Source organism: Pseudoduganella sp. (assembly GCF_041914865.1).
GTDB lineage: Bacteria > Pseudomonadota > Gammaproteobacteria > Burkholderiales > Burkholderiaceae_D > Rugamonas.
Genome location: NZ_JAYSCO010000012.1, coordinates 71849 through 92382 on the forward strand (window position 1 = coordinate 71849; position 20534 = coordinate 92382).

The window sequence follows — 20534 nt, forward strand, 5'->3', positions numbered from 1 at the left end:
TTAATATAGAGTGTCGTGTGGAGCCCTTTTATTCTGACATCATGAGCCTGATCATATCCTCCCTGAACTCCGACCAAGTCGCGTCGATTACCACCAGCCAGATGGCGGCGCTGACTACCGCAGAGCTTGCGTCGATAACCACGAATCAGTTCCTCGTGCTGAACAGCACCCAATTGGGCGCCCTCAGTGCTTTCCAGGTCAAATACCTGCCCACCGCCGATATCGCCGTGCTCACCAGCAAGCAGCTGCCGGCCTTTAACACCCACCAGCTGCAGGCCCTGACCACGGCCCAGGTGCGCGCCCTGAGCACCGACTCGATCGTGGCCCTGAGCACCAAACAGGCGGCGGCGCTGACCTCGACCCAGGTCGGGGTGCTGACCGAGGCGCAGTTCGATGCCATGGAGTCGGAGGACTTCGCGGTGCTGAACAGCAGCGCCATCAATATGCTGTCGACCACCCAGGTCACCAAGCTGGTCACCGACCAGATCGCCCAGCTGACCACGGCCCAGGTGGCCGCGCTCAGCACGCGCACCCTGCGCGCCCTGAGCAGCGACCAGATCGGCGCCTTCGGCACGCACCAGATCGCCGCCCTGAAGACGCAGCAGCTGGTCGGCTTCGACAGCGCCCAGATCGGCGCCCTCAGCACCAGACAGGTGGTGGCGCTGACCACGGCCCAGGTGGCCAGCCTGGGCACCCAGCACGTGGCCGGCCTGGACGGCACCCAGCTGGCGGCCATGGAAACGGCCGACCTGGTCGCCCTGCGCAGCCAGCACCTGGCCGTGCTGGCCGGCGAAGGGCTGGACCTGCTGACCACCGACCAGTTCGCGTCGCTGACCACCTTGCAGATTTCCAGCCTGTCCTCGACCCAGTTCGCGGCCCTGGACAGCGCCCACATCGTGGCCCTGACCACCTTGCAGGTGGGCGCCCTGAATACGCGCCAGGTGGCGGGCATGGGCACCGACCAGCTGGCAGCCATGCAGACGGCCGATGTCGCCGCGCTCAAGACGCAGCAGCTGAACGTCCTCAACAGTGCGCAAATCCAGGCCTTCAGCACGCAGCAGATCCTGGCCCTGACCTCGGTCCAGGCCGGCGGCCTGGGCACGCGCCAGCTGGACGCCATGAGCTCGGACCAGATGGCAGCCCTGGTCAGCCGCAACCTGAACGTGCTGAAGACGCAGCAGGTGGCCGCGCTGACCAGCGACCAGCTGGCCGCGCTCACCACTGCCCAGTTCGCCACCCTGAACACAGCCCAGATCCAGTCGCTCAGCACCGCCCAGATCAGCTGGCTCGGCACCGACAAGATCGCCGCCCTGAGCACGCTGCAAGCCTCGGTGCTGCGCAGCCACCAGGTGGCCGCCCTCGACAACAACCAGGTGGCGGCGCTGGAAACGGCCGACCTGGCACGCCTGGCCACGCACGCCCTGCCGAGCCTGGCCACCGAGACCATCGGCAGCCTGGGCAGCGACCAGGTCAAGGCCCTGACCACGGCCCAGGTCTCGATCCTGGCCACCCAGCAGCTGAATGCCTTCAACAGCGACCAGTTCGACGCGCTCAACACCAGCCAGCTGCAGGCGCTCGGCACGCGCCACCTGGCCGCGCTGTCGACCGACCTGCTGAACGCCCTGACCGCCGCCGACTTTGCCGCCCTGCGCAGCAACCAGGTGTCGGCATTGCGCACCAACCAGATCGTGGCGCTGGAGACCGGCCTGGTCGCCGCCCTCACCACGGCCCAGGCGCAAGGCTTGACCACCCTGCAGCTGAGCGTGATCAGCACCGAACAGCTGGCCGCCTTCAGCACCGCCACCTTTGCGGCGCTGAAGAGCCACCAGGTCGCCGCGCTCGGCACCAGCGCCGTGCTGGCCCTGGATACCGAGCAGATCGCCAGCATGAGCACCCTGCAGATCGCCCAGTTGTCGACCCTGCAGCTGACCGCGCTGAAAACGGAACAGATCGCCGCCTTCACCACGGCCCAGGCCGCCGCCATGACGACGGCGCAGATGGTGTCGCTCAAGACCGACCAGCTGCTGGCCCTCGGCACGCGCGACTTCGCCGCCCTGCGCAGCAACCAGGTCAATGCCCTCAGCTCGCAGCAGGTGCAGGCCCTGAGCGACGCCCAGCTGGTGGCGCTGACCACGGCGCAAGCGGCCAACCTCGGCACGCGCCAGCTGCAGGCGCTCACCACCGACCAGCTGCTGGCCCTGGAAACGGCCGACCTGGCCGTGCTGCGCGCGGCGCAGATGGCCGTCCTCAGCAGCAACCAGCTGCGCGCCCTGGGCAGCCAGCAATTGCAGGCCCTGGGCAGCCACCAGGTGGCCGGCCTCACCACCGGCCAGCTCGACACCCTGACGTCGAGCCAGTTCGCGGTGCTGAGCGGCATCCAGCTGGGCGGCCTCAGCAGCGCGCAGCTGAACAGCCTGGACACCAGCCAGATCGCCGCCATCAGCAGCAGCGCCATTGGCGCGCTCAAGCAGACCCAGGTGGCGGCCCTCGGCACCACCCTGTTCGCCGCGCTCAGCAGCGACCAGATCGCCGCCCTGACCACGACCCAGGTGTTTGCCCTGGGCAGCCGCCAGCTGATGGCGCTCGACAGCACCCAGCTGCGCGCCCTGTCGACCGAGGACGTGGCCGTGCTGCGCCAGGTGCAGGTGGCCGGCCTGGGTTCCGACCAGTTCAGCCAGCTCACCACGGCCCAGGTGCAGGCGCTGAACGGCGCCCTGCTTTCCGCCCTCAACAGCATCCAGGTAGCCGGCCTCAGCACCAGCCAGGTGGTGGCGCTGCAGACCCACCAGGCGGCGGCCCTGAACGCTGCGCAGCTGCTGGCCTTCAGCACCGCCCAGCTCGCCGCGCTGGAACTGGCCGACTTCGCCGCCCTGAAAGCGGCCGCCATTGCCGGCCTGTCCACCGACCAGGTGGCCTCGCTCGACACCGCCCACCTGGCTGCCCTCACCACGGCCCAGGCCGGCCTGATCGTCGGGGGCCAGCTGGGCGCGCTGTCCACCACGCAGGTGCAGGCGCTGGAAAATGACGACCTGGCCGCCCTGCGCACCAGCCAGCTGTGGGGCTTCCGTACCGAACAACTGGCCGCCCTCACCATCGCCCAGTTGCAAAGCTTGCCGGGCGCCTGGATTGCGGCCCTGAGCAGCACCCAGATCGGCGGCCTGTCCACCAGCCAGGTGGCGGCCCTGACCACGGCGCAGGCGGTCAGCCTGACCGCCACCCAGCTGGCCGGCATGAGCAGCGACCAGTTCCAGGCCCTGAGCCCGGACGCCATTGCCGCCCTGCGCAACACCCAGCTGACCGGCCTCAGCACCGCTGTCATCGCCACCTGGACCACGAACCAGATCGCGGCGCTGACCACGCTGCAGATGCAAAGCCTGACCGCGACCCAGTTCAACGCCTTCAGCTCCGACCAGCTGCTGGCCCTGGAAACCCAGGACCTGGCCGCCCTGCGCACCAGCCAGTTCGCCGCCCTGGCCACCGAGCAGGTGCAGCGCCTGGGCGCCTGGCAGGTGCAGGCGCTGACCAGCGGCCAGCTGCGTTCGCTCACCAGCCGCCAGGTGCAGGCCCTGTCCACCTACCAGGTGATGGCCCTGACCAGCAGCCAGGTCGCCAGCCTGGGCACGGCCCAGGTACGCGCCCTGACCACCGACCAGGTCAATGTGATCGAGCTGGAAGACGTGGTGGCGCTGACCAGCAGCCAGCTGAACAGCCTGAGCACGACCCAGCTGGCGGCACTGAACCAGGCCCAGCTGGCCGAACTGGGCACGGCCCAGACCAGCAGCCTCGGCACGGGCCTGCTGTCGGCCCTCAGCACCGACCAGCTGTCGGCCTTCACCACCGACCAGATCGCCACCCTGACCACCGGCCAGGTGGCGGCGCTGACGTCGGGCCAGGCGTCCTCGCTCAGCCTGGACCAGTTTGCCCAGCTGTCGAGCGCGCAGATGCAGGCCCTGTCCACCGCCGTAGTAGCGGCCCTGACCATCGAACAGATGGCCGCGCTCAGCACGCGCCAGGCCAGCGGCCTGTCCACCGCCCAGGTGCAGGCGCTCACCAGCGCCCAGCTGCAGACCCTGAACACCGCCGTGGTGGCGGCCCTGAACTCAGCCAGCCTGGCCGCCCTCAGCGCCGACCAGGTCAACTACCTGGGCACCGACCAGTTCATGGCGCTGACCACGCAACAAACCTCGGCCCTGTCCACCAGCCAGGTGTCGGCCCTGTCGACCGACCAGCTCATCCTGCTGAGCACGGCGCAAGTGTCGAGCCTGGGCACAGCCCAGCTCGGTGTCCTCAGCAGCAACCAGCTGCTGGCTTTTGGCACCGACCAGGTGGCGGCGCTGAAGACCAACCAGCTCAACAGCCTGCACAGCGACCAGCTGGGCAGCCTGTCCAGCGACCAGATCGTGGCCCTGACCACGCGCCAGGTAGCCGCCTTCGGCACCGCGCAGGCCGCGGCGCTCGGCAGCGACCAGCTGAACGCGATGGAAACCGTGGACTTTGCCGCCCTCGGCACGGCCCAGGTGCGCGCGCTGGCCACCGACACCATGGCCCACCTGGCCACCGACCAGCTGCAAGCCATGGCCACGCGCCAGCTGGCCGCGCTTACGACCGACCAGGTCGGCGCGCTGGGCAGCCAGCAGGTCACGGCCCTGACCACCAGCCAGATCCAGGGCCTGGCCACCCTGCAGCTGGGCGCCCTGAACAGCGACCAGCTCGCTGCCCTGGCGTCGGACCAGGTGGCGGCGCTGAAGACCAGCCAGCTCAACAGCCTGGGTTCCGACCAGCTCGCCGCCCTCGGCAGCGACCAGCTGATCGCCCTCACCACGCAGCAGGCGGCCGCGCTCGGCAGCAACCAGCTGCTGGCCCTGTCCAGCGACCAGCTGAACGTGCTGGAAACGGCCGACCTGGCCGCCCTCGCCACCGCGCCGCTGACGGCACTGGCCACCGATACCCTGGCCGGCCTGTCCACCAGCCAGGTGGCGGCGCTGGCCTCGCGCCAGGTGGCGGCCCTCACCACCGACCAGGTGGCGGCGCTCGGCAGCGACCAGCTCAACAACCTGTCGGCCAGCGGCCTGGCCGCCCTGACCACGCGCCAGGTCGCACTCGGCCTGACCACCGCGCAGCTGGCAGCCCTGTCCACCGGCCAGGTAGCGCTGCTGGCCAGCCGCCAGGTCGGCGCCCTCAGCTATGACCAGCTGGGCAGCCTCGATACCGACCAGTTCGCCTCCCTGTCGACCGCCGCCCTGCAAGGCTTGCGCGGCGACCAGGTGTCCGGCGGCCTGAGCACGGCGCAGATCGTGGCCCTGACCACTGACCAGGCGGCCGCCCTTACCACGGCCCAGGTGGCGGCCCTGCTGGACGCGCAAGCCCTGGCGCTGGAAACAGCCGACCTGGCCGTGCTGGCGACCCGCACCCTGGCGGCACTCGGCACCAGCCAGCTGGCCGCGCTCAGCACCACCCAGTTCAGCTCGCTCTCCACCAGCCAGCTGGCCGGCCTCGCGGTCGGCCAGGCCGGCGCCATCACCAGCGCCCAGCTGCACGTCCTGTCGAGCGACCAGCTGAATGCCTTCGGCAGCCTGCAGGTGGCGGCCCTGAGCCTGACCGCGCTCGATGCGCTCACGACCGACCAGGTCAGCCGCCTCGGCACGGCCCAGCTCACCGCCCTGACGGCGGCGCAGGTGGTCTCGCTCAGCACCGACCAGCTGCGCGCGCTCGATTCGGCGCAGATGGGCGGTCTGGGCAGCGTGCAGATCAGCGCCCTCAGCGCAGACCAGATGTTCGCCCTCAGCACCCTGCAGCTGTCGGGCCTGAGCGCGACCCAGATCGGCTACTTCACCAACACCCAGCTGCCGCTGCTGACCAATGCCCAGGTGCAGTCGCTCAGCACCGACCAGGTGACTGGCATCAAGCTGTCGCAGATCACCGCCCTCACCGGCGACCAGGTCAATGTGCTCAGCACCGACCAGGTGCAGGCCCTGAGCACCAGCCAGATCCAGACCATGACGGCCAGCCAGGTCGCCATGTTCAGCGTGGCCAGCGTGGGCGCCCTGAAGACCGAGCAGATGCAGGCGCTCAAGAACACCCAGATCGCCGCGCTCGACATCGACCAGGTCGGCGCCCTGGCCACCAGCCAGCTGGTGGTACTGGGCACCAGCCAGATCGGCGCCTTCACCGCCACACAGATGAGCTACTTCAGCAATACCCAGCTGGCCGGTTTCAGCACGACCCAGGTGGCGGCGTTGAAGAACAGCCAGCTGCTGGCCCTGACGGCGGCCCAGCTGCAAGCCTTCGACACGGCCCAGGTGCAGGCGCTGACCACGGCCCAGCTGGCGGTGCTGACCACGACCCAGGTTGCCGCCCTGACCACGACCCAGTTCGCGGCCCTGAGCGGCAGCCAGGTGGCCTCGCTCAGCACGGCGCAGATTGCGGCCCTGACCACGGCCCAGGTGGCAGCCCTGACCACGGCCCAGGCCGCGGCCCTGACCACCGCCGAAATCGGCGCCCTGACCACGGCCCATGCCCAGGTCCTGACCACGGAAGCGCTGGCGGCCTTCAGCATCACCCAGGTGGGCGGCTTCACCGATGCCCAGGTGGCGGTCATGACCGTGAGCCAGACCATGGCCTTCGTGGTCGGTTCCTCGCGCTACGCCACGCCGCTGGTGCTGGACCTGGATGGCGACGGCATTGAAACCCTGGCCATGGCCGATGGGGTGCGCTTCGACATCCGCGCCGACGGCCAGCAAGTGCGCACCGGCTGGGTCGGCAAGGACGATGGCCTGCTGGCCCTCGACCGCAACCGCAACGGCCGCATCGACGACGGCAGCGAGCTGTTCGGCCAGGCCAGCCAGCTGGCCGACGGCAGCCGCGCGCGCCAGGGCTACGAGGCCCTCGCCGCGCTGGACGGCAACCAGGATGGCCGCATCGACCAGCAGGATGCCGCCTATGGCGACCTGCGCGTCTGGGTCGACCGCAACAGCGATGGCCAGAGCGATGCTTCCGAACTGCTCGGCCTGGCGGACTTGCAGATCGCATCCATCTCGACCCGCGCCCAGCTGGGCAGCGGCTGGCAGAACGGCAACCTGCTCGGCCTGCAATCGGGCTATACCCGCACCGACGGCAGCCAGGGCGGCACGGCCGACGTCTGGTTCGCCACCGAAGCGAGCGGCATGAGCCGCGCCGTCAGCGCGCTGACCCATGCGCTGAACGGCTTCGAGGCCGCGGCCGCACCGCAGGCGGCAGGCGCCTTGCCGGCCGTCCCGGCGGCCGCGGGCGCGCCAGCCGCGCCAGCCGGCACGCTGGCCAACGCCGCCGGCGCCATGGCCGACGCGATGGCGCGCTTCTCGGCGCAGGGCAGCGCCGGCCTGGCCGGCAGCGAGCTGCGCCCGGTGCAGCAGCGCAAGCCGGACGAGCTGCTGCTGGCGGCGCCGCGCTAAGCCGCTGTCATAGGGAGGAATGTTGCGCGGAGGCTAAAAAACACCGCCGCGGCGACGGGCAACAGGGTATGATTGTGCCCTGCGGCCCGCCGCGCCGCGGCGCCGATTTGACCAGAAAGACAAGGAATGACCGCACCTGCTTCCGCCGCTCCGCTGACCAACCTGTCGCAACTGAAGGCGCTGGCCGCCCGGGGTCAGTTGCAAGTGCCCGAACTCTTTAACGCCACGGCGGAACTGGCCGCCCGCGGCCAGGTGCCGCAAGCCATTGCGCTCTACCGCAGCTGGCTCGACAACACACAATCGCCGGTGGCTTACGCGGTCTGCTTCAACCTGGCCGTGATGCTGTCCGACAGCGGCGACACCGCCGGCGCCGAACAACTGTACCGGCGCGCCATCGCCCTCAACAAATTCTTCGTCGAAGCGCGCCTCAACCTGGGCACCCTGCAGGAACGCCTGGGCAAGCCCGACGCCGCCCTGCAGATCTGGCAGGAAATCCTGGACACGGTGCCCAACATCGCCGAGCAGCGCGCCCTGCACCTGCAAACGCTGAACAACCTGGGCCGCCTGCTGGAAATCCAGAAGCGCCTGCCGGAAGCGGAAGCCATGCTGACGCAGAGCCTGCGCCTCGACCCCAAGCAGCGCAACGTCATCACGCACTGGATCCACCTGCGCCAGAAGCTGTGCGAATGGCCGGTGTATAACAGCGAGCTGATCGGCATCCCGCAGGAAGACCTGCTGGACGGCACCTCGGCCCTGGCCATGCTGGGCGCCTCGCCCGAGCCGGCGCAGCAGCTGGCCGCCGCGCGCCGTTTCATCGAAGAGAAAGTCAACACCAAGGTCACCCCGCTCGGCACCGAGGCCGGCTATGCGCACCGCCGCATGCGCATCGGCTACCTGTCGTCCGACTTCTGCTCGCACGCGGTGTCAATCCTGACCGCCGAGCTGTACGAGCTGCACGACCGCTCGCGCGTCGAGGTGTACGCCTTCTCCTGGAGCCGCGAAGACCATTCGCCGCTGCGCGCGCGCGTGGTCAGCGCCATGGACCACTACATCCGCATCGACGGCATGAGCGACCTGCAGGCGGCGCAATGCATCCGCGATAACGAGATCGACATCCTGGTCGACCTGCACGGCCTGACCTTGGGCGCGCGCGCCGGCATCCTGTGCTACCGCCCGGCCCCGGTGCAGCTGACCTGGCTCGGCTTCCCCGGCTCCACCGCCATCCCGGGCGTCGATTACGTGCTGGCCGACCGCTTCCTGATCCCGCCCGAGCTGGAACCGTATTTCACGGAAAAGCCGCTGCACATGCCGAACACCTTCCAGATCAACGACCGCCAGCGCGCGATCGGCCCGCGCCCGACGCGCGCCGACTGCAACCTGGCGGAAGACACGATGGTGTTCTGCTCCTTCAACAACAACTACAAGTTCACGCCGGATGTCTTCAGCGCCTGGATGGAAATCCTGAAGCAGGTGCCGGACAGCGTGCTGTGGCTGGTGTCCGACGCCGAAACCACGCGCGAAAACCTGGTGCGCGAAGCGGAAGCGCGCGGCGTGCCCGGCACCCGCCTGGTGTTCGCCGGCCGCGTGCCGCCGGCCCAGTACCTGGCGCGCTACCAGGTGGCCGACCTGTTCCTCGACACCGCGCCGTTCAACGCCGGCACCACCGCCAGCGACGCCCTGTGGGCCGGCCTGCCGGTGCTGACCTGCGCCGGCAAGACCTTCAGTTCGCGCATGGCCGGCAGCCTGCTGCACGCCATGGACCTGCCGGAACTGGTCACACACACGCTGGACGACTATATCGCCACCGCCGTGGCGCTGGCCAAAGACCGGCCGCGCCTGGCCGCCCTGCGCCAGCGCCTGGTGGACGGGCGCGACCAGTCGGCCCTGTTCGACACGCCGCGCTTCGTGCGCGACCTGGAAGACTTGCTGGAAACGGTCTGGGTGCGCGCGCCCGGCGAGCCGACCGACGCCCCGCTGGAGCAGGCCGGCAAGCCCGGCGTGCCCGACCCGGGCGAACTGGCCATGCAGCCGAGCGTGCTGCTGCGCATGCTGCGCCCCGGCCTGCACAGCGTGGCCGAAGTCGGCCCCGGCCAGCTGGCGCAAGCCGTGCGCCACGCCCGACCCGGCCTGCATTACACCGCCATCTCGGCCCAGCATGACCCGGAAGGCTGGGCCAGCGCCGTGGTGGCCACCGAACTGGACCAGCTGACCCCGGGCGACTGGCAGAACCTGGCCGCCAACCAGGCCTGGATCTTCCCGGAAACGCTGGAGCGCCTGCGCGACCCGGCCGCCACACTGCGCCGCATCCGCGCCCTGTCCACCGGCCAGGTAGAAGTGCTGGCCTGCGTCAACAACGCCCAGCACTGGCTGCTGCAGGCGGCGCTGGCCGGCGGCACCCTGCGCGCGCAGGAGGGCGGCGTGCCGGGCAAGCTGCCGATGCACTGGCTGACCCGCAGCGCCCTGCAGGACATGTTTGCCGCCTGCGGCTACGTGATCGCGGAAATGGTGACGGTGAACATGCCGCCGCCGCCGCCCGCCACCGCGGCCGCGCTGCGCGCCATGGCCGTGGCGGCCGGCGCCGATCCGGTGCAGGCGGAAGCAGACGCCATCCCTTACCAATACATCATCCGCGCCGTCGCCGCCTGAACAGCATGAGCTTGCCAAAAGTCAGCATCGTCATCCCGTCTTACAAGGCCGAGCATTTCGAGCAGTGCCTGCGTTCGGCCATCGGCCAGACTTACCCGCACACGGAAATCCTGGTCAGCGACAATTGCCCGACCGACGCCATCGAAAAGATCTGCGCCCGCTTCAACGGCGTGATCTACCAGCGCAACAGCGTGGTGCGCGAAGCCAATGTGCTGTCCTCGATCTATTCCGGCAAGGGCACCTATATCAAGCCCCTGTTCGACGACGACATCCTGCACCCGTTCTGCATCGAGCGCATGGTGGCGTCGATGCAGGGCAACGAGCGCATCCAGCTGGCCTTCTCCGCCTCGCAGGTGATCGACGCCGACAATATGCGCAAGGAAACGCGCCGTCCCTACCAGGTCACCGGCACCATCACCGGGCGCGACCTGCACCGCACCTGCGTGCTCGGCATGCAGAACATGGTCGGCGAGTTTTCCACCATCATGTTCCGCCGCGACAAGCTGTGGGAGATCGGCTGGCACGCGCTGTTCAAGGTCGGGCGCCACGACTGCACGCGCGGCCTGGCCGACCTGGCCGCCTACCTCAACCTGACGGACGGCGACGGCATCGCCTGCTACCTGGACGAGGAACTGAGCTACTTCCGCCAGGACCAGCGCCTGCAGTCGAACTCGAATTACTACGCCAACCCGAATTTCGGCTATTGCTTCTCCGACTATATCGACCTGCTGCCGGCCAGCTACGAGCAGGGCGTGATCAGCCTGGAGGAGTTGCTGGCCATGCGCGGCAAGGTGGATGATGCGCACGTGCGCCTGGGCGGCATTTTCCCGCAGGTTGTGCAATCCTATGCCCGTTTCCAGGACTACCTGGCCCACTTGAAAGGATGAGCCATGCTGGACGATTGCCGGCTGATTGAGCTGCCGCGCCATAACGACCCGCGCGGCAACCTGTCCGTGATCGAGTCCGGGCGCCATATCCCGTTCGAGATCAAGCGCGTCTACTACCTGTACGACGTGCCGGGCGGCTCCTCGCGCGCCGGCCACGGCCACCGCGAGCTGCAGCAGTTCATCGTCGCCATGTCGGGCAGCTTCGATGTCATCGTCGATGACGGCCATGGCCGCAAGAAAATTTCGCTGAACCGTTCCTACTACGGCCTCTACATCCCGAAACTGATGTGGCGCGAGGTGGAAAACTTCTCGTCCGGCGCGGTGTGCATGGTGCTGGCCTCGACCATGTACGACCCGGACGACTATTTCCACGACTACGACGAATTCAAGGCCCAGGTGGCCCGCCCCCATCCATAAAGAACAACCATGACCGTCCCCTTCCTCGACCTCAAAGCCATCAACCTCAGCCAGGGTGCGGAACTGGAAGCCGCCTTCCAGCGCGTGCTCAATTCCGGCTGGTACATCCTGGGCCAGGAAGTGGCGAATTTCGAACAGCGCTTTGCCGCCTATTGCGGCGCGGCGCAGGGCATCGGCGTGGCCAACGGCCTGGACGCCATCATGCTGGTGCTGAAAGCCAGCGGCATCGGCCCGGGCGACGAAGTGATCGTGCCGTCCAACACCTTTATCGCCACCTGGCTGGCGGTGTCGCAATGCGGCGCCACCCCGGTGCCGGTGGAGCCGGTGGAAGCGACCTACAACCTGGACCCGGCGCGCGTGGCGGCCGCCATCACGCCGCGCACCAGGGCCATCGTGCCGGTGCACCTGTACGGCCAGCCGGCCGACATGGACCCGCTGCTGGCCCTGGCGCAGCAGCACGGCCTGCTGGTGCTGGAAGACGCGGCGCAGGCGCACGGCGCCACCTACCGCGGCCGCCGCACCGGCGCGCTGGGCCAGGCAGCCGCCTTCTCCTTCTACCCGGGCAAGAACCTGGGCGCGCTGGGCGACGCCGGCGGCATCACCACCAGCGATGCCGCGCTGGCCGAGCGCATCCGCACCTACCGCAACTACGGCTCGCAGAAGAAGTACCACAACCTGGTGCAGGGCTTCAATTCGCGCCTGGACGAGATGCAGGCGGCCTTCCTCAACGTCAAGCTCGATGCGCTGGACGCCGGCAACGCGCAGCGCCGCGCCATTGCCGCCCGCTATACCGATTTGCTGGCCGGCAGCGGCCTGCTGCTGCCGCACGTGCCGGAATGGGCCGAGCCGGTGTGGCACCTGTACGTGGTGCGCCACCCACAGCGCGACGCCCTGGCCGCCAAATTGGCCGAGCAGGGCATCGGCACCATCGTGCATTACCCGATCGCGCCGCACATGCAGCAGGCGTATGCCGAGCTGGGCTTCAAGGAAGGCGACTTCCCGATTGCCGAAGCGATCCACCGTGAGGTGCTGAGCCTGCCGATCGGCCCGCATATGACCCTGGCGCAAGCCGACGAAGTGGCGGCCGCCGTGCGCGCCGCCCTGGCTGCGCTGTAAGGAAGACCATGTTCAATATCATCATCCCGACCCATAACCGCCCGGCCCTGCTGGCGCGCACGCTGCAATCGCTGGCGGCCCAGACCTGGCAGGACTTCCACGTCATCATCGTGGACGACGTGGCGCCCAGCGCGCCGCCGCTGGAAGCGCTGGCCGCGCTGCAGGGCCGCTACACCTATGTCACGCGCAGCAGCAAGCCGGGCCCGGCCGAGAGCCGCAACGCCGGCCTGGCCCTGGCCGACCAGCCCTGGCTGATGTTCCTGGACGACGACGACACCATGGAGCCGGGCCACCTGGCCGCCCTGGCGGCGCGCGTGCAGGCCAACCCGCCGCAGATCCTGTTCCACGACTTCAAGGTGCAGAACGAAGACCGCACCGTGATGCCGCCGCGCCTGCTGGATGCCGCCACCCCGCTCTCGATCGCCGAAGTGTCGGCGCTCGACGCCTGGATCCTGAACCGCATCCCGAACAGCTGCCTGCTGTACCGGCGCGACCTGGTGGCCGACATCCGCTACGACGCTTCGCTCATCATTTATGAAGACTGGGACTACCTGCTGGCCTGCCTGCAGCGCGGCCAGCTGACGTATGCGCCCGGCATCAACAGCGTGGTGATCCACAAGAGCGCGGCCGGCGCCAGCGAGAACATGCGGCGCGGCAATTCGCGCGACGACCTGATCCTGCCGACCATGCTGCACCTGTACAAGAAATTCCCTTGCCCGACGCACGAAGCCCGCCTGGCGCGCCAGGCCCTGCTGGCGCGCGCCGGTGTCAACTTGCCGCTGGAGCATTTCTAAGGCTGGCGATACAATCACAGCCGCTAGAGGGGAAAAATGAAAACAATAAACCTGGTGATGATCAACAAGTACCACGGCTTGTCGATCTGGACCTTTGAAGACACCATGCTGGCCCTGCAGCAGCTGCTGCGCACGGCCGGCTACGACTGCCAGATCACGGCCAACTTCGTCGATCCCAACCCCAACACGGTCAATGTGCTGTTCGGCGTCGGTTCGCATTTCTCGCACCCGTATGCCGAAGTGGCGGCGGTGGCGCAGCCGCGCAACACCATCATTTTCAACGGCGAGCAGCTGGGCAGCAGTTCCGACCTGATCACCCAGGAATACCTCGACTTCCTGTCGCGCTACGTGACCTTCGACTGGTCGGAATCGAATATCGACGATATCCGCCACCGCGCGCCGCAGCTGCGCGCGCTGGAAGTGCCGCTGCTGCCGAGCCCCGGGCTGTGCCAGTCCAACGGCGCGCAGTGGGAAATCAAATACGACCTGGCCTTCTACGGCGCCTACAACGAGCGCCGCAAGAAGCTGGTGGCGCAGCTGGAGCAGGAAGGCGTCAGCATCAAGCACATTTCCGGCTTCTACGGTGCGGCCCTGGCCAATCAGCTGCTGGACTGCCGCTACGTGCTGAACATGCACGCCTACGAAACCGACCACCTGGAAGTGAACCGCTGCCTGCGGCCGCTGGCCATGGGCATCCCCATCATTTCCGAAAGCAGCACCCTGCCCTCGCTCGGCGACTGGCAGGATAGCGGCATCATCTACGTGCCGACCGAAGGCTTCGGCCAGGGCGTGCGGCGCGTGCTCGACACGCCGGACCAGCACGTGGTGGCGGCGCGCAAAGCCATCCTGTTCACCCACCGTTCCGCCAATGCCGACTATATCCGCAAGGCGATGGACGCGGCGATCGCCGAGCTGGCGTCGCTGAACGCATAAATCAACCCTGGAGCTCCCACAATGGCCATTAACCTGTTCGTCCCCAACTTCCGCATCGACGAGTGCATGGACGCCATCCGCGAATGCCTGGAGAAAGGCTGGACCGGCCTCGGTTTCAAGACCCTGGAAATTGAGAAGGCCTGGAGCGACTACAGCGGCCTGCCGCACTCGCACTTCCTAAACTCGAACACTTCCGGCCTGCACCTGGCCCTGCACATGTTCAAGACGGAAAAAGGCTGGGCCGACGGCGACGAGGTGATTTCCACCCCGCTCACCTTCGTCTCCACCAACCACACCATCGTGCAGTCCGGCCTGACCCCGGTGTTCGCCGACGTCGACGACTCGCTGTGCATCGACCCGGACGACCTGCTGGCCAAGATCACCCCGCGCACGCGCGCCGTGGTGTTCGTCGGCCTGGGCGGCAACTGCGGCCGCTACGCCGAAGTGCTGCGCATCTGCCGCGAGCGCGGCCTGGTGCTGGTGCTGGATGCGGCGCACATGGCCGGCACCCGCGTCAACGGCCGCCACGTGGGCTGGGACGCCGACTGCACCGTGTTCAGCTTCCAGGCGGTGAAGAACCTGCCGACCGCCGATTCCGGCATGATCTGCTTCCCGGACGCCGAGCGCGATGCGCGCGCGCGCAAGCTGACCTGGCTCGGCATCAACAAGGATACCTACAGCCGCAGCATGAACCAGGGCGCCTACAAGTGGATGTACGAGGTGGAGGAGCTGGGCTTCAAGTACCACGGCAACTCGATCATGGCCGCCATTGCGCTGGTCTCGCTCAAATACCTGGACCGCGACAATGCCTACCGCCGCCAGCTGGCCAGCTGGTACGAGCAGCACCTGAAGGGCGACCCGGCCATCGGCCTGGTGCCGATGGCGGCCGGCTGCGAATCGTCGCGCCACCTGTTCCAGGTGCGCGTGGCGCAGCGCGACCAGGTGCTGATGGCGCTCAACGAGTTCGAAATCTTCCCGGGCGTGCACTACCGCGACAACACCGCCTACCGCGTCTACCGCCACGCGGCCGGCCAGTGCCCGCAGGCCGAACGCGCCAGCGACGAAGTGCTGTCGCTGCCGATGCATATGGGCGTGACCGAGCAGGATGTGCGTTTCATCGCCGAGAAGCTGAAGGAAATCGTACACCGCAACCAGCGCAACTGAGGCAGGCACGCCCATGACCAAGGCCTTCTCCCTGCTCTGCACCAGCCACGGCATCGCCCTGCTGGACGCGGTCACCGACTGGCGCGGCCAGTGGCAGTCGCACTCGGTCGACCTGCCGGAGCATGGGGCCAACGCGCAAGGCTGGTTCAACGGCGCCATGCCGTCCGACTTCACGGCCGCCGTCACCCTGCCCGGCACCGGCTTCGAGCAGTGTTCGGCCTGGCTGGCGCCGGGCCATGTGCAGGTGCAGCTGGGCGCCCCGCTGGCCGAACTCGATCACAGCGCGCCCGGCGGCCCGGTGCTGCGCATGCACCCGGTGCTGATCGCCAAGCTGCAGCAGTGGCACGACAATGAGCTGATCGTGTCCGGCATGGGCGGCAATGAATACCTGACCCACCTGTTCCGCACCGCGCCCGACTACGACATCGTGCTGGACGGCTTCCCGGTCACGCCGGGCGTGCCGATCCTGCCGCTGGAAGTGGCGCACGGCATGATGGAACGCTGGGTGGCGCCGCTGGTCACCACCCTGACCGCGCTGCGCGTAATGAGCACCAGGCGCGTGGTGCACATGCTGCCGCCGCCGCCGCTGGAGGACATTGCCAGCATGCCCTACACCGAAGGCTTCGGCGCCGCCATCCAGAAGTACGGCTTTGTCGCCGACAGCCTGCGCCTGAAGTGGTACCGCCTGTATTGCGACATGATCATTGCCCGCACCCGTTCCATGAAGATCGACGTCATCACGCCGCCGCGCGGCGCCATGACGCCGGAGGGCTTCCTGCGCAAGGAGTTTGCGGAAGGCCTGACGCACGGGAACAAGGCCTACGGCGCCCTGCTGGCGCGGAAAATCTTCCAGAACGAGGAGTAAGGCCATGTCCGGCGTCCCCTACCAAACCTTCCCGCCAGCGCAGTTCTGGAAAAACGCGGCCAGCGCCAGCGACCTGGCCCTGGTCGATTTCGATTTCGGCAAGAAGTTCAGCTTCAAGGCCAGCGACGGCTTCGGCACCGCCGGTTCCTGCTTCGCCCAGCACTTCGGCCGCAAGCTGATCGAGCGCGGCGGCCGCGTGCTGTTCGCCGAAACGCGCCACCCGCTGCTGCCGGAAAGCTACGGCCACGGCTACGAAGTGTTTTCCGCGCGCTACGGCAATATCTACACCACGCGCCAGCTGCTGGAACTGCTGCAGCAGGCGGCCGGCCTGCGCGCGCCGATTTTCGACTTCGGCCAGCGCCACGACGGCCGCGTGATCGACATGCTGCGCCCGCGCGCCGTGCCGGCCGGTTTCGCCAGCGTGGCGGAGGCCGAGGCCGACCGCCGCTACCACCTGCACGCGGTGCAGCACCTGCTGCGCTCACTCGACGTCTTCGTCTTCACGCTGGGCCTGACCGAAAGCTGGGAAAACGCGGCCTACGGCTACTGCTACCCGATCGTGCCGGGCGCCGAAGCGGGCCAGTTTGACGCCAGCGTGCATAAATTCGTCAACTACAGCGTGGCGCAGGTGACGGCCGACCTGGATGCCATCTGCGGCATCGTGCGCGCGCTCAACCCGCACGCCAAGGTCATGTTCACGGTATCGCCGGTCAGCCTGGTGGCTACGGCTGAGCCGCGCAGCGTTGTGGTATCGACCGTCGCCTCCAAGAGCATTTTGCGCTCCGCAGTTGACGAAGTCGTGAGGAGGTTCGATTATGTCGATTACTTCCCTTCCTACGAGATCATCACCAGCCCGCTCACGCGCGGCCGCTTCTGGGAACGCAACTGCCGCGATGTCACGGCGGAAGGCGTGCAGACGGTGATGCAGGTGTTCTTCCGCTCGCGCTTCGAGCAGGGCGGCGTGGCCGAACCGGTGGCGAAAGCGGAAGTAAAGGCGCAGGATGCCGAAAATGAAATCCTGGCGCTGCTGGAAGCGGACTGCGACGAAGTGATTCTTGACAGGTTTAATGCCAACCGCAGCTAAATTTTTGCAAAGGTCAGACAATTGAAAGCTGTGATTCTAGCCGGCGGCCTGGGTACCCGGCTCAGTGAAGAAACCTCGGTCAAGCCGAAACCGATGGTGGAAATCGGCGGCAAGCCGATCCTGTGGCACATCATGAAATCCTACTCCACGCACGGCATCAACGAATTCGTGATCTGCTGCGGCTACAAGGGCTACATGATCAAGGAGTTCTTCGCCAACTATTTCCTGCACACCTCGGACGTCACCTTCGACATGCAGTACAACACCATGCAGGTGCACGAGCGCCATGCCGAGCCGTGGAAGGTGACCCTGGTCGATACCGGCGACGCCACCATGACCGGCGGCCGCCTGAAGCGCGTGCGCAAGTATGTCGACGGCGACGAAGCATTCTGCTTCACCTACGGCGACGGCGTGGCCGACATCGACATCGCCGCCACCGTGCAGTTCCACCGCCAGCATGGCCTGCTGGGAACCATGACCGCCGTGCAGCCGCCGGGCCGCTTCGGCGCCGTGGACCTGGACGGCGACCGCATCACCGCCTTCCGCGAGAAGCCGGTCGGCGACGGCAGCTGGATCAACGGCGGCTACTTCGTGCTCTCGCCCAAGGTGATCGACCATATCAAGGAAGACGCCACCATCTGGGAGCGCGAGCCGATGGAAACCCTGGCGCGCGAAGGCCAGTTCGCGGCCTACCGCCACGCCGGCTTCTGGCAGCCGATGGATACCCTGCGCGACAAGCAGCACCTGGAAGAGCTGTGGCAAAGCGGCCAGGCGCCGTGGAAAAAATGGCCATGAGCGGAGCAGCCAACCCGGCGTTCTGGCAAGGCAAGCGCGTCTTCCTCACCGGCCACACCGGCTTCAAAGGCAGTTGGCTCAGCCTGTGGCTGCAAAGCATGGGCGCCCAGGTCAGCGGCTTCGCCCTGGCCCCGGCCAGCACGCCCAGCCTGTTCGAGGCGGCGCGCGTGGCCGACGGCATGCAGTCCACTATCGGCGACATCCGCGACGCGCAGGCGCTGCGCGCCGCGCTGCAGGCGGCGCAGCCGGAAATCGTGATCCATATGGCGGCCCAGGCCCTGGTGCGCTACTCCTACGAGCACCCGGTGGAAACCTATTCCACCAACGTCATGGGCCTGGTCAACCTGTTCGAGGCGGTGCGCGCCACGCCCGGCATCAAGGCCGTGCTGAACGTCACCAGCGACAAGTGCTACGAGAACAAGGAATGGCCCTGGGGCTACCGCGAAAACGAGCCGCTGGGCGGCTATGACCCGTACAGCAACAGCAAGGCCTGCGCCGAGCTGGTGACCAGCGCCTACCGCAATTCCTTCTTCAATCCCGCGCAATACGCCGTGCACGGCGTGGCGCTCGGTTCGGGCCGCGCCGGCAACGTGATCGGCGGCGGCGACTGGGCCGGCGACCGCCTGGTGCCGGACATGGTGCGCGCCATCGCGGCCGGCCAGCCGGTGCGCATCCGCAGCCCGCATGCGATCCGCCCCTGGCAGCACGTGCTGGAACCGCTGTCGGGCTACCTGGCCCTGGCCGAGCGCCTGTACCAGGACGGCCCGGCCTTTGCCGAAGGCTTCAACTTCGGCCCGCACGATACCGACGCGCGCCCGGTGCAATGGATCATCGAACGCCTGTGCCGGCAGTGGGGCGACGGCGCCGCCTGGGAGCTGGACGGCGCGCCGCAGCCGCACGAAGCGACTTACCTGAAACTGGACTGCTCCAAGGCGCGCGCGCGCCTGGACTGGCAGCCGCGCTGGCAACTGCAGCGCACCCTGGACGAAATCGTCGCATGGCACAAGGCCCATGCGCGCGGCGACGATATGCGCAGCGTCACGCTGGCACAGATCGCCTCTTACCAACATACCGAGATAGCACCATGAAGACACAAGAACAATTGCGCGAAGAGATCATCCAGCTGGTGGCCGAATACGCCGCCGCCGCGCAGCCGCCCGCCTTCGCACCGGGCAGCACCGTGATCCCGCCGGCCGGCAAAGTGGTCGGCGCGCCGGAAATGCAGATGATGGTGCATGCCTCGCTCGACGCCTGGCTGACCACCGGCCGCTTCAACGACCAGTTCGAGCAGAAGCTGGCCAAGTTCATCGGCGTCAAGCACCTGATCACCGTCAACTCCGGCTCCTCGGCCAACCTGGTGGCCTTCAACACCCTGACTTCGCCCAAGCTGGGCGAGCGCGCCATCCAGCCGGGCGATGAGGTGATCGGCGTGGCGGCCGGCTTCCCGACCACCGTCAACCCGATCCTGCAGTTCGGCGCGGTGCCGGTCTTCGTCGACGTGGAGCTGGGCACCTACAATATCGACGTGACCAAGCTGGAAGCGGCGATCGGCCCGAAAACCAAGGCCATCATGCTGGCGCACACCCTGGGCAACCCGTTCAACCTGGAAGTGATCACCGCCCTCTGCAAGAAGTACAACTTGTGGCTGGTGGAAGACTGCTGCGACGCGCTGGGCTCCACCTACAAGGGCCAGATGGTCGGCACCTTCGGCGACATCGGCACCATGTCCTTCTATCCGGCGCACCACATCACCATGGGTGAAGGCGGCGCGGTGTTCACCAACAATTACGAGCTGAAGATGATCGCCGAGTCCTTCCGCGACTGGGGCCGCGACTGCTACTGCGCGCCGGGCAAGGACAATACCTGCGGCAAGCGCTTCTGCCAGAAGCTGGGCACCCTGCCGGACGGCTACGACCACAAGTACACCTACAGCCACCTGGGCTACAACCTGAAGATCACCGATATGCAGGCGGCCTGCGGCCTGGCCCAGATCGACCGCGCGCCGGGCTTCATCCAGGCGCGCAAGGACAACTTCGCCTACCTGACCGAGCGCCTGCAGTCGTGCGCCGAATTCCTGGTCCTGCCGCAGGCGACCGAGAACTCCGACCCGTCCTGGTTCGGCTTCCCGGTCACGCTGAAGCCGGAGGCGAACGCCAGCCGCGTCGACCTGCTGACCTACCTGGACCAGCACAAGATCGGCACCCGCCTGCTGTTCGCCGGCAACCTGACGCGCCAGCCGTATATGATCGGCCGCAACTACCGCGTCTCGGGCGAACTGGTGAACACCGACCGCGTGATGAACGACACCTTCTGGATCGGCGTCTACCCCGGCCTGTCGCGCGAGATGCTGGACTTCGCCGCCACCAAGCTGGAACAGTTCTTCGGCGTCAGCTTCGACTAAAA

At 67.6% G+C, this 20534-nt stretch carries 13 protein-coding genes; all 13 read left to right on the forward strand.

All coding sequences use genetic code 11. The features are described from left to right. Nucleotides 1-41: 41 nt before the first annotated feature. The 13 genes from ACE3TQ_RS08500 to rfbH all read left to right on the forward strand — a co-directional run bounded on the left by ACE3TQ_RS08500 (nt 42) and on the right by rfbH (nt 20532). Entirely contained in the window at nt 42-7430 is a 7389-nt protein-coding gene (locus tag ACE3TQ_RS08500; protein ID WP_374581635.1) for a beta strand repeat-containing protein, read from the forward strand. Nucleotides 7431-7556: 126 nt separating this feature from the next. Further along, nucleotides 7557-10076, forward strand: a complete 2520-nt coding sequence (locus ACE3TQ_RS08505; protein ID WP_374581636.1) for a tetratricopeptide repeat protein — start codon at nt 7557-7559, stop codon at nt 10074-10076. A gap of 5 nt (nt 10077-10081) precedes the next feature. After that, nucleotides 10082-10963 carry a glycosyltransferase family 2 protein gene (locus tag ACE3TQ_RS08510; RefSeq protein WP_374581637.1) on the forward strand — a complete coding sequence of 294 codons (882 nt, stop codon included), beginning with the start codon at nt 10082-10084 and terminating at the stop codon, nt 10961-10963. Between the two features lie 3 nt (nt 10964-10966). Continuing rightward, nucleotides 10967-11380: an FdtA/QdtA family cupin domain-containing protein gene (locus ACE3TQ_RS08515; RefSeq protein WP_374581638.1), complete on the forward strand. Its 414-nt coding sequence runs from the start codon at nt 10967-10969 to the stop codon at nt 11378-11380. A 9-nt stretch (nt 11381-11389) separates the two neighbouring features. Beyond that, nucleotides 11390-12496: a DegT/DnrJ/EryC1/StrS family aminotransferase gene (locus ACE3TQ_RS08520; RefSeq protein ID WP_374581640.1), complete on the forward strand. Its 1107-nt coding sequence runs from the start codon at nt 11390-11392 to the stop codon at nt 12494-12496. 8 nt (nt 12497-12504) lie between these two features. After that, on the forward strand, nt 12505-13290 hold the full coding sequence (locus ACE3TQ_RS08525; RefSeq protein WP_374581641.1) for a glycosyltransferase family 2 protein: 786 nt from the start codon (nt 12505-12507) through the stop codon (nt 13288-13290). Nucleotides 13291-13326: 36 nt separating this feature from the next. Beyond that, nucleotides 13327-14223: a hypothetical protein gene (locus ACE3TQ_RS08530; RefSeq protein WP_374581642.1), complete on the forward strand. Its 897-nt coding sequence runs from the start codon at nt 13327-13329 to the stop codon at nt 14221-14223. Nucleotides 14224-14244: 21 nt separating this feature from the next. Continuing rightward, on the forward strand, nt 14245-15387 hold the full coding sequence (locus ACE3TQ_RS08535) for a DegT/DnrJ/EryC1/StrS family aminotransferase (RefSeq protein WP_374581643.1): 1143 nt from the start codon (nt 14245-14247) through the stop codon (nt 15385-15387). A 13-nt stretch (nt 15388-15400) separates the two neighbouring features. After that, on the forward strand, nt 15401-16252 hold the full coding sequence (locus tag ACE3TQ_RS08540; protein ID WP_374581644.1) for a hypothetical protein: 852 nt from the start codon (nt 15401-15403) through the stop codon (nt 16250-16252). Between the two features lie 4 nt (nt 16253-16256). After that, the gene (locus tag ACE3TQ_RS08545; RefSeq protein ID WP_374581645.1) at nt 16257-17336 is read left to right on the forward strand and encodes a GSCFA domain-containing protein; all 1080 of its coding nucleotides are present in this window, start codon (nt 16257-16259) and stop codon (nt 17334-17336) included. Nucleotides 17337-17357: 21 nt separating this feature from the next. Then, entirely contained in the window at nt 17358-18131 is a 774-nt protein-coding gene (gene rfbF / locus ACE3TQ_RS08550) for a glucose-1-phosphate cytidylyltransferase (protein WP_374581647.1), read from the forward strand. Continuing rightward, the gene (rfbG, locus tag ACE3TQ_RS08555) at nt 18128-19219 is read left to right on the forward strand and encodes a CDP-glucose 4,6-dehydratase (protein WP_374581648.1); all 1092 of its coding nucleotides are present in this window, start codon (nt 18128-18130) and stop codon (nt 19217-19219) included. Before rfbF ends, rfbG begins: the two co-directional genes overlap by 4 nt. Next, nucleotides 19216-20532: a lipopolysaccharide biosynthesis protein RfbH gene (rfbH, locus tag ACE3TQ_RS08560; protein WP_374581649.1), complete on the forward strand. Its 1317-nt coding sequence runs from the start codon at nt 19216-19218 to the stop codon at nt 20530-20532. Before rfbG ends, rfbH begins: the two co-directional genes overlap by 4 nt. The last annotated feature ends 2 nt before the right edge of the window (nt 20533-20534 follow it).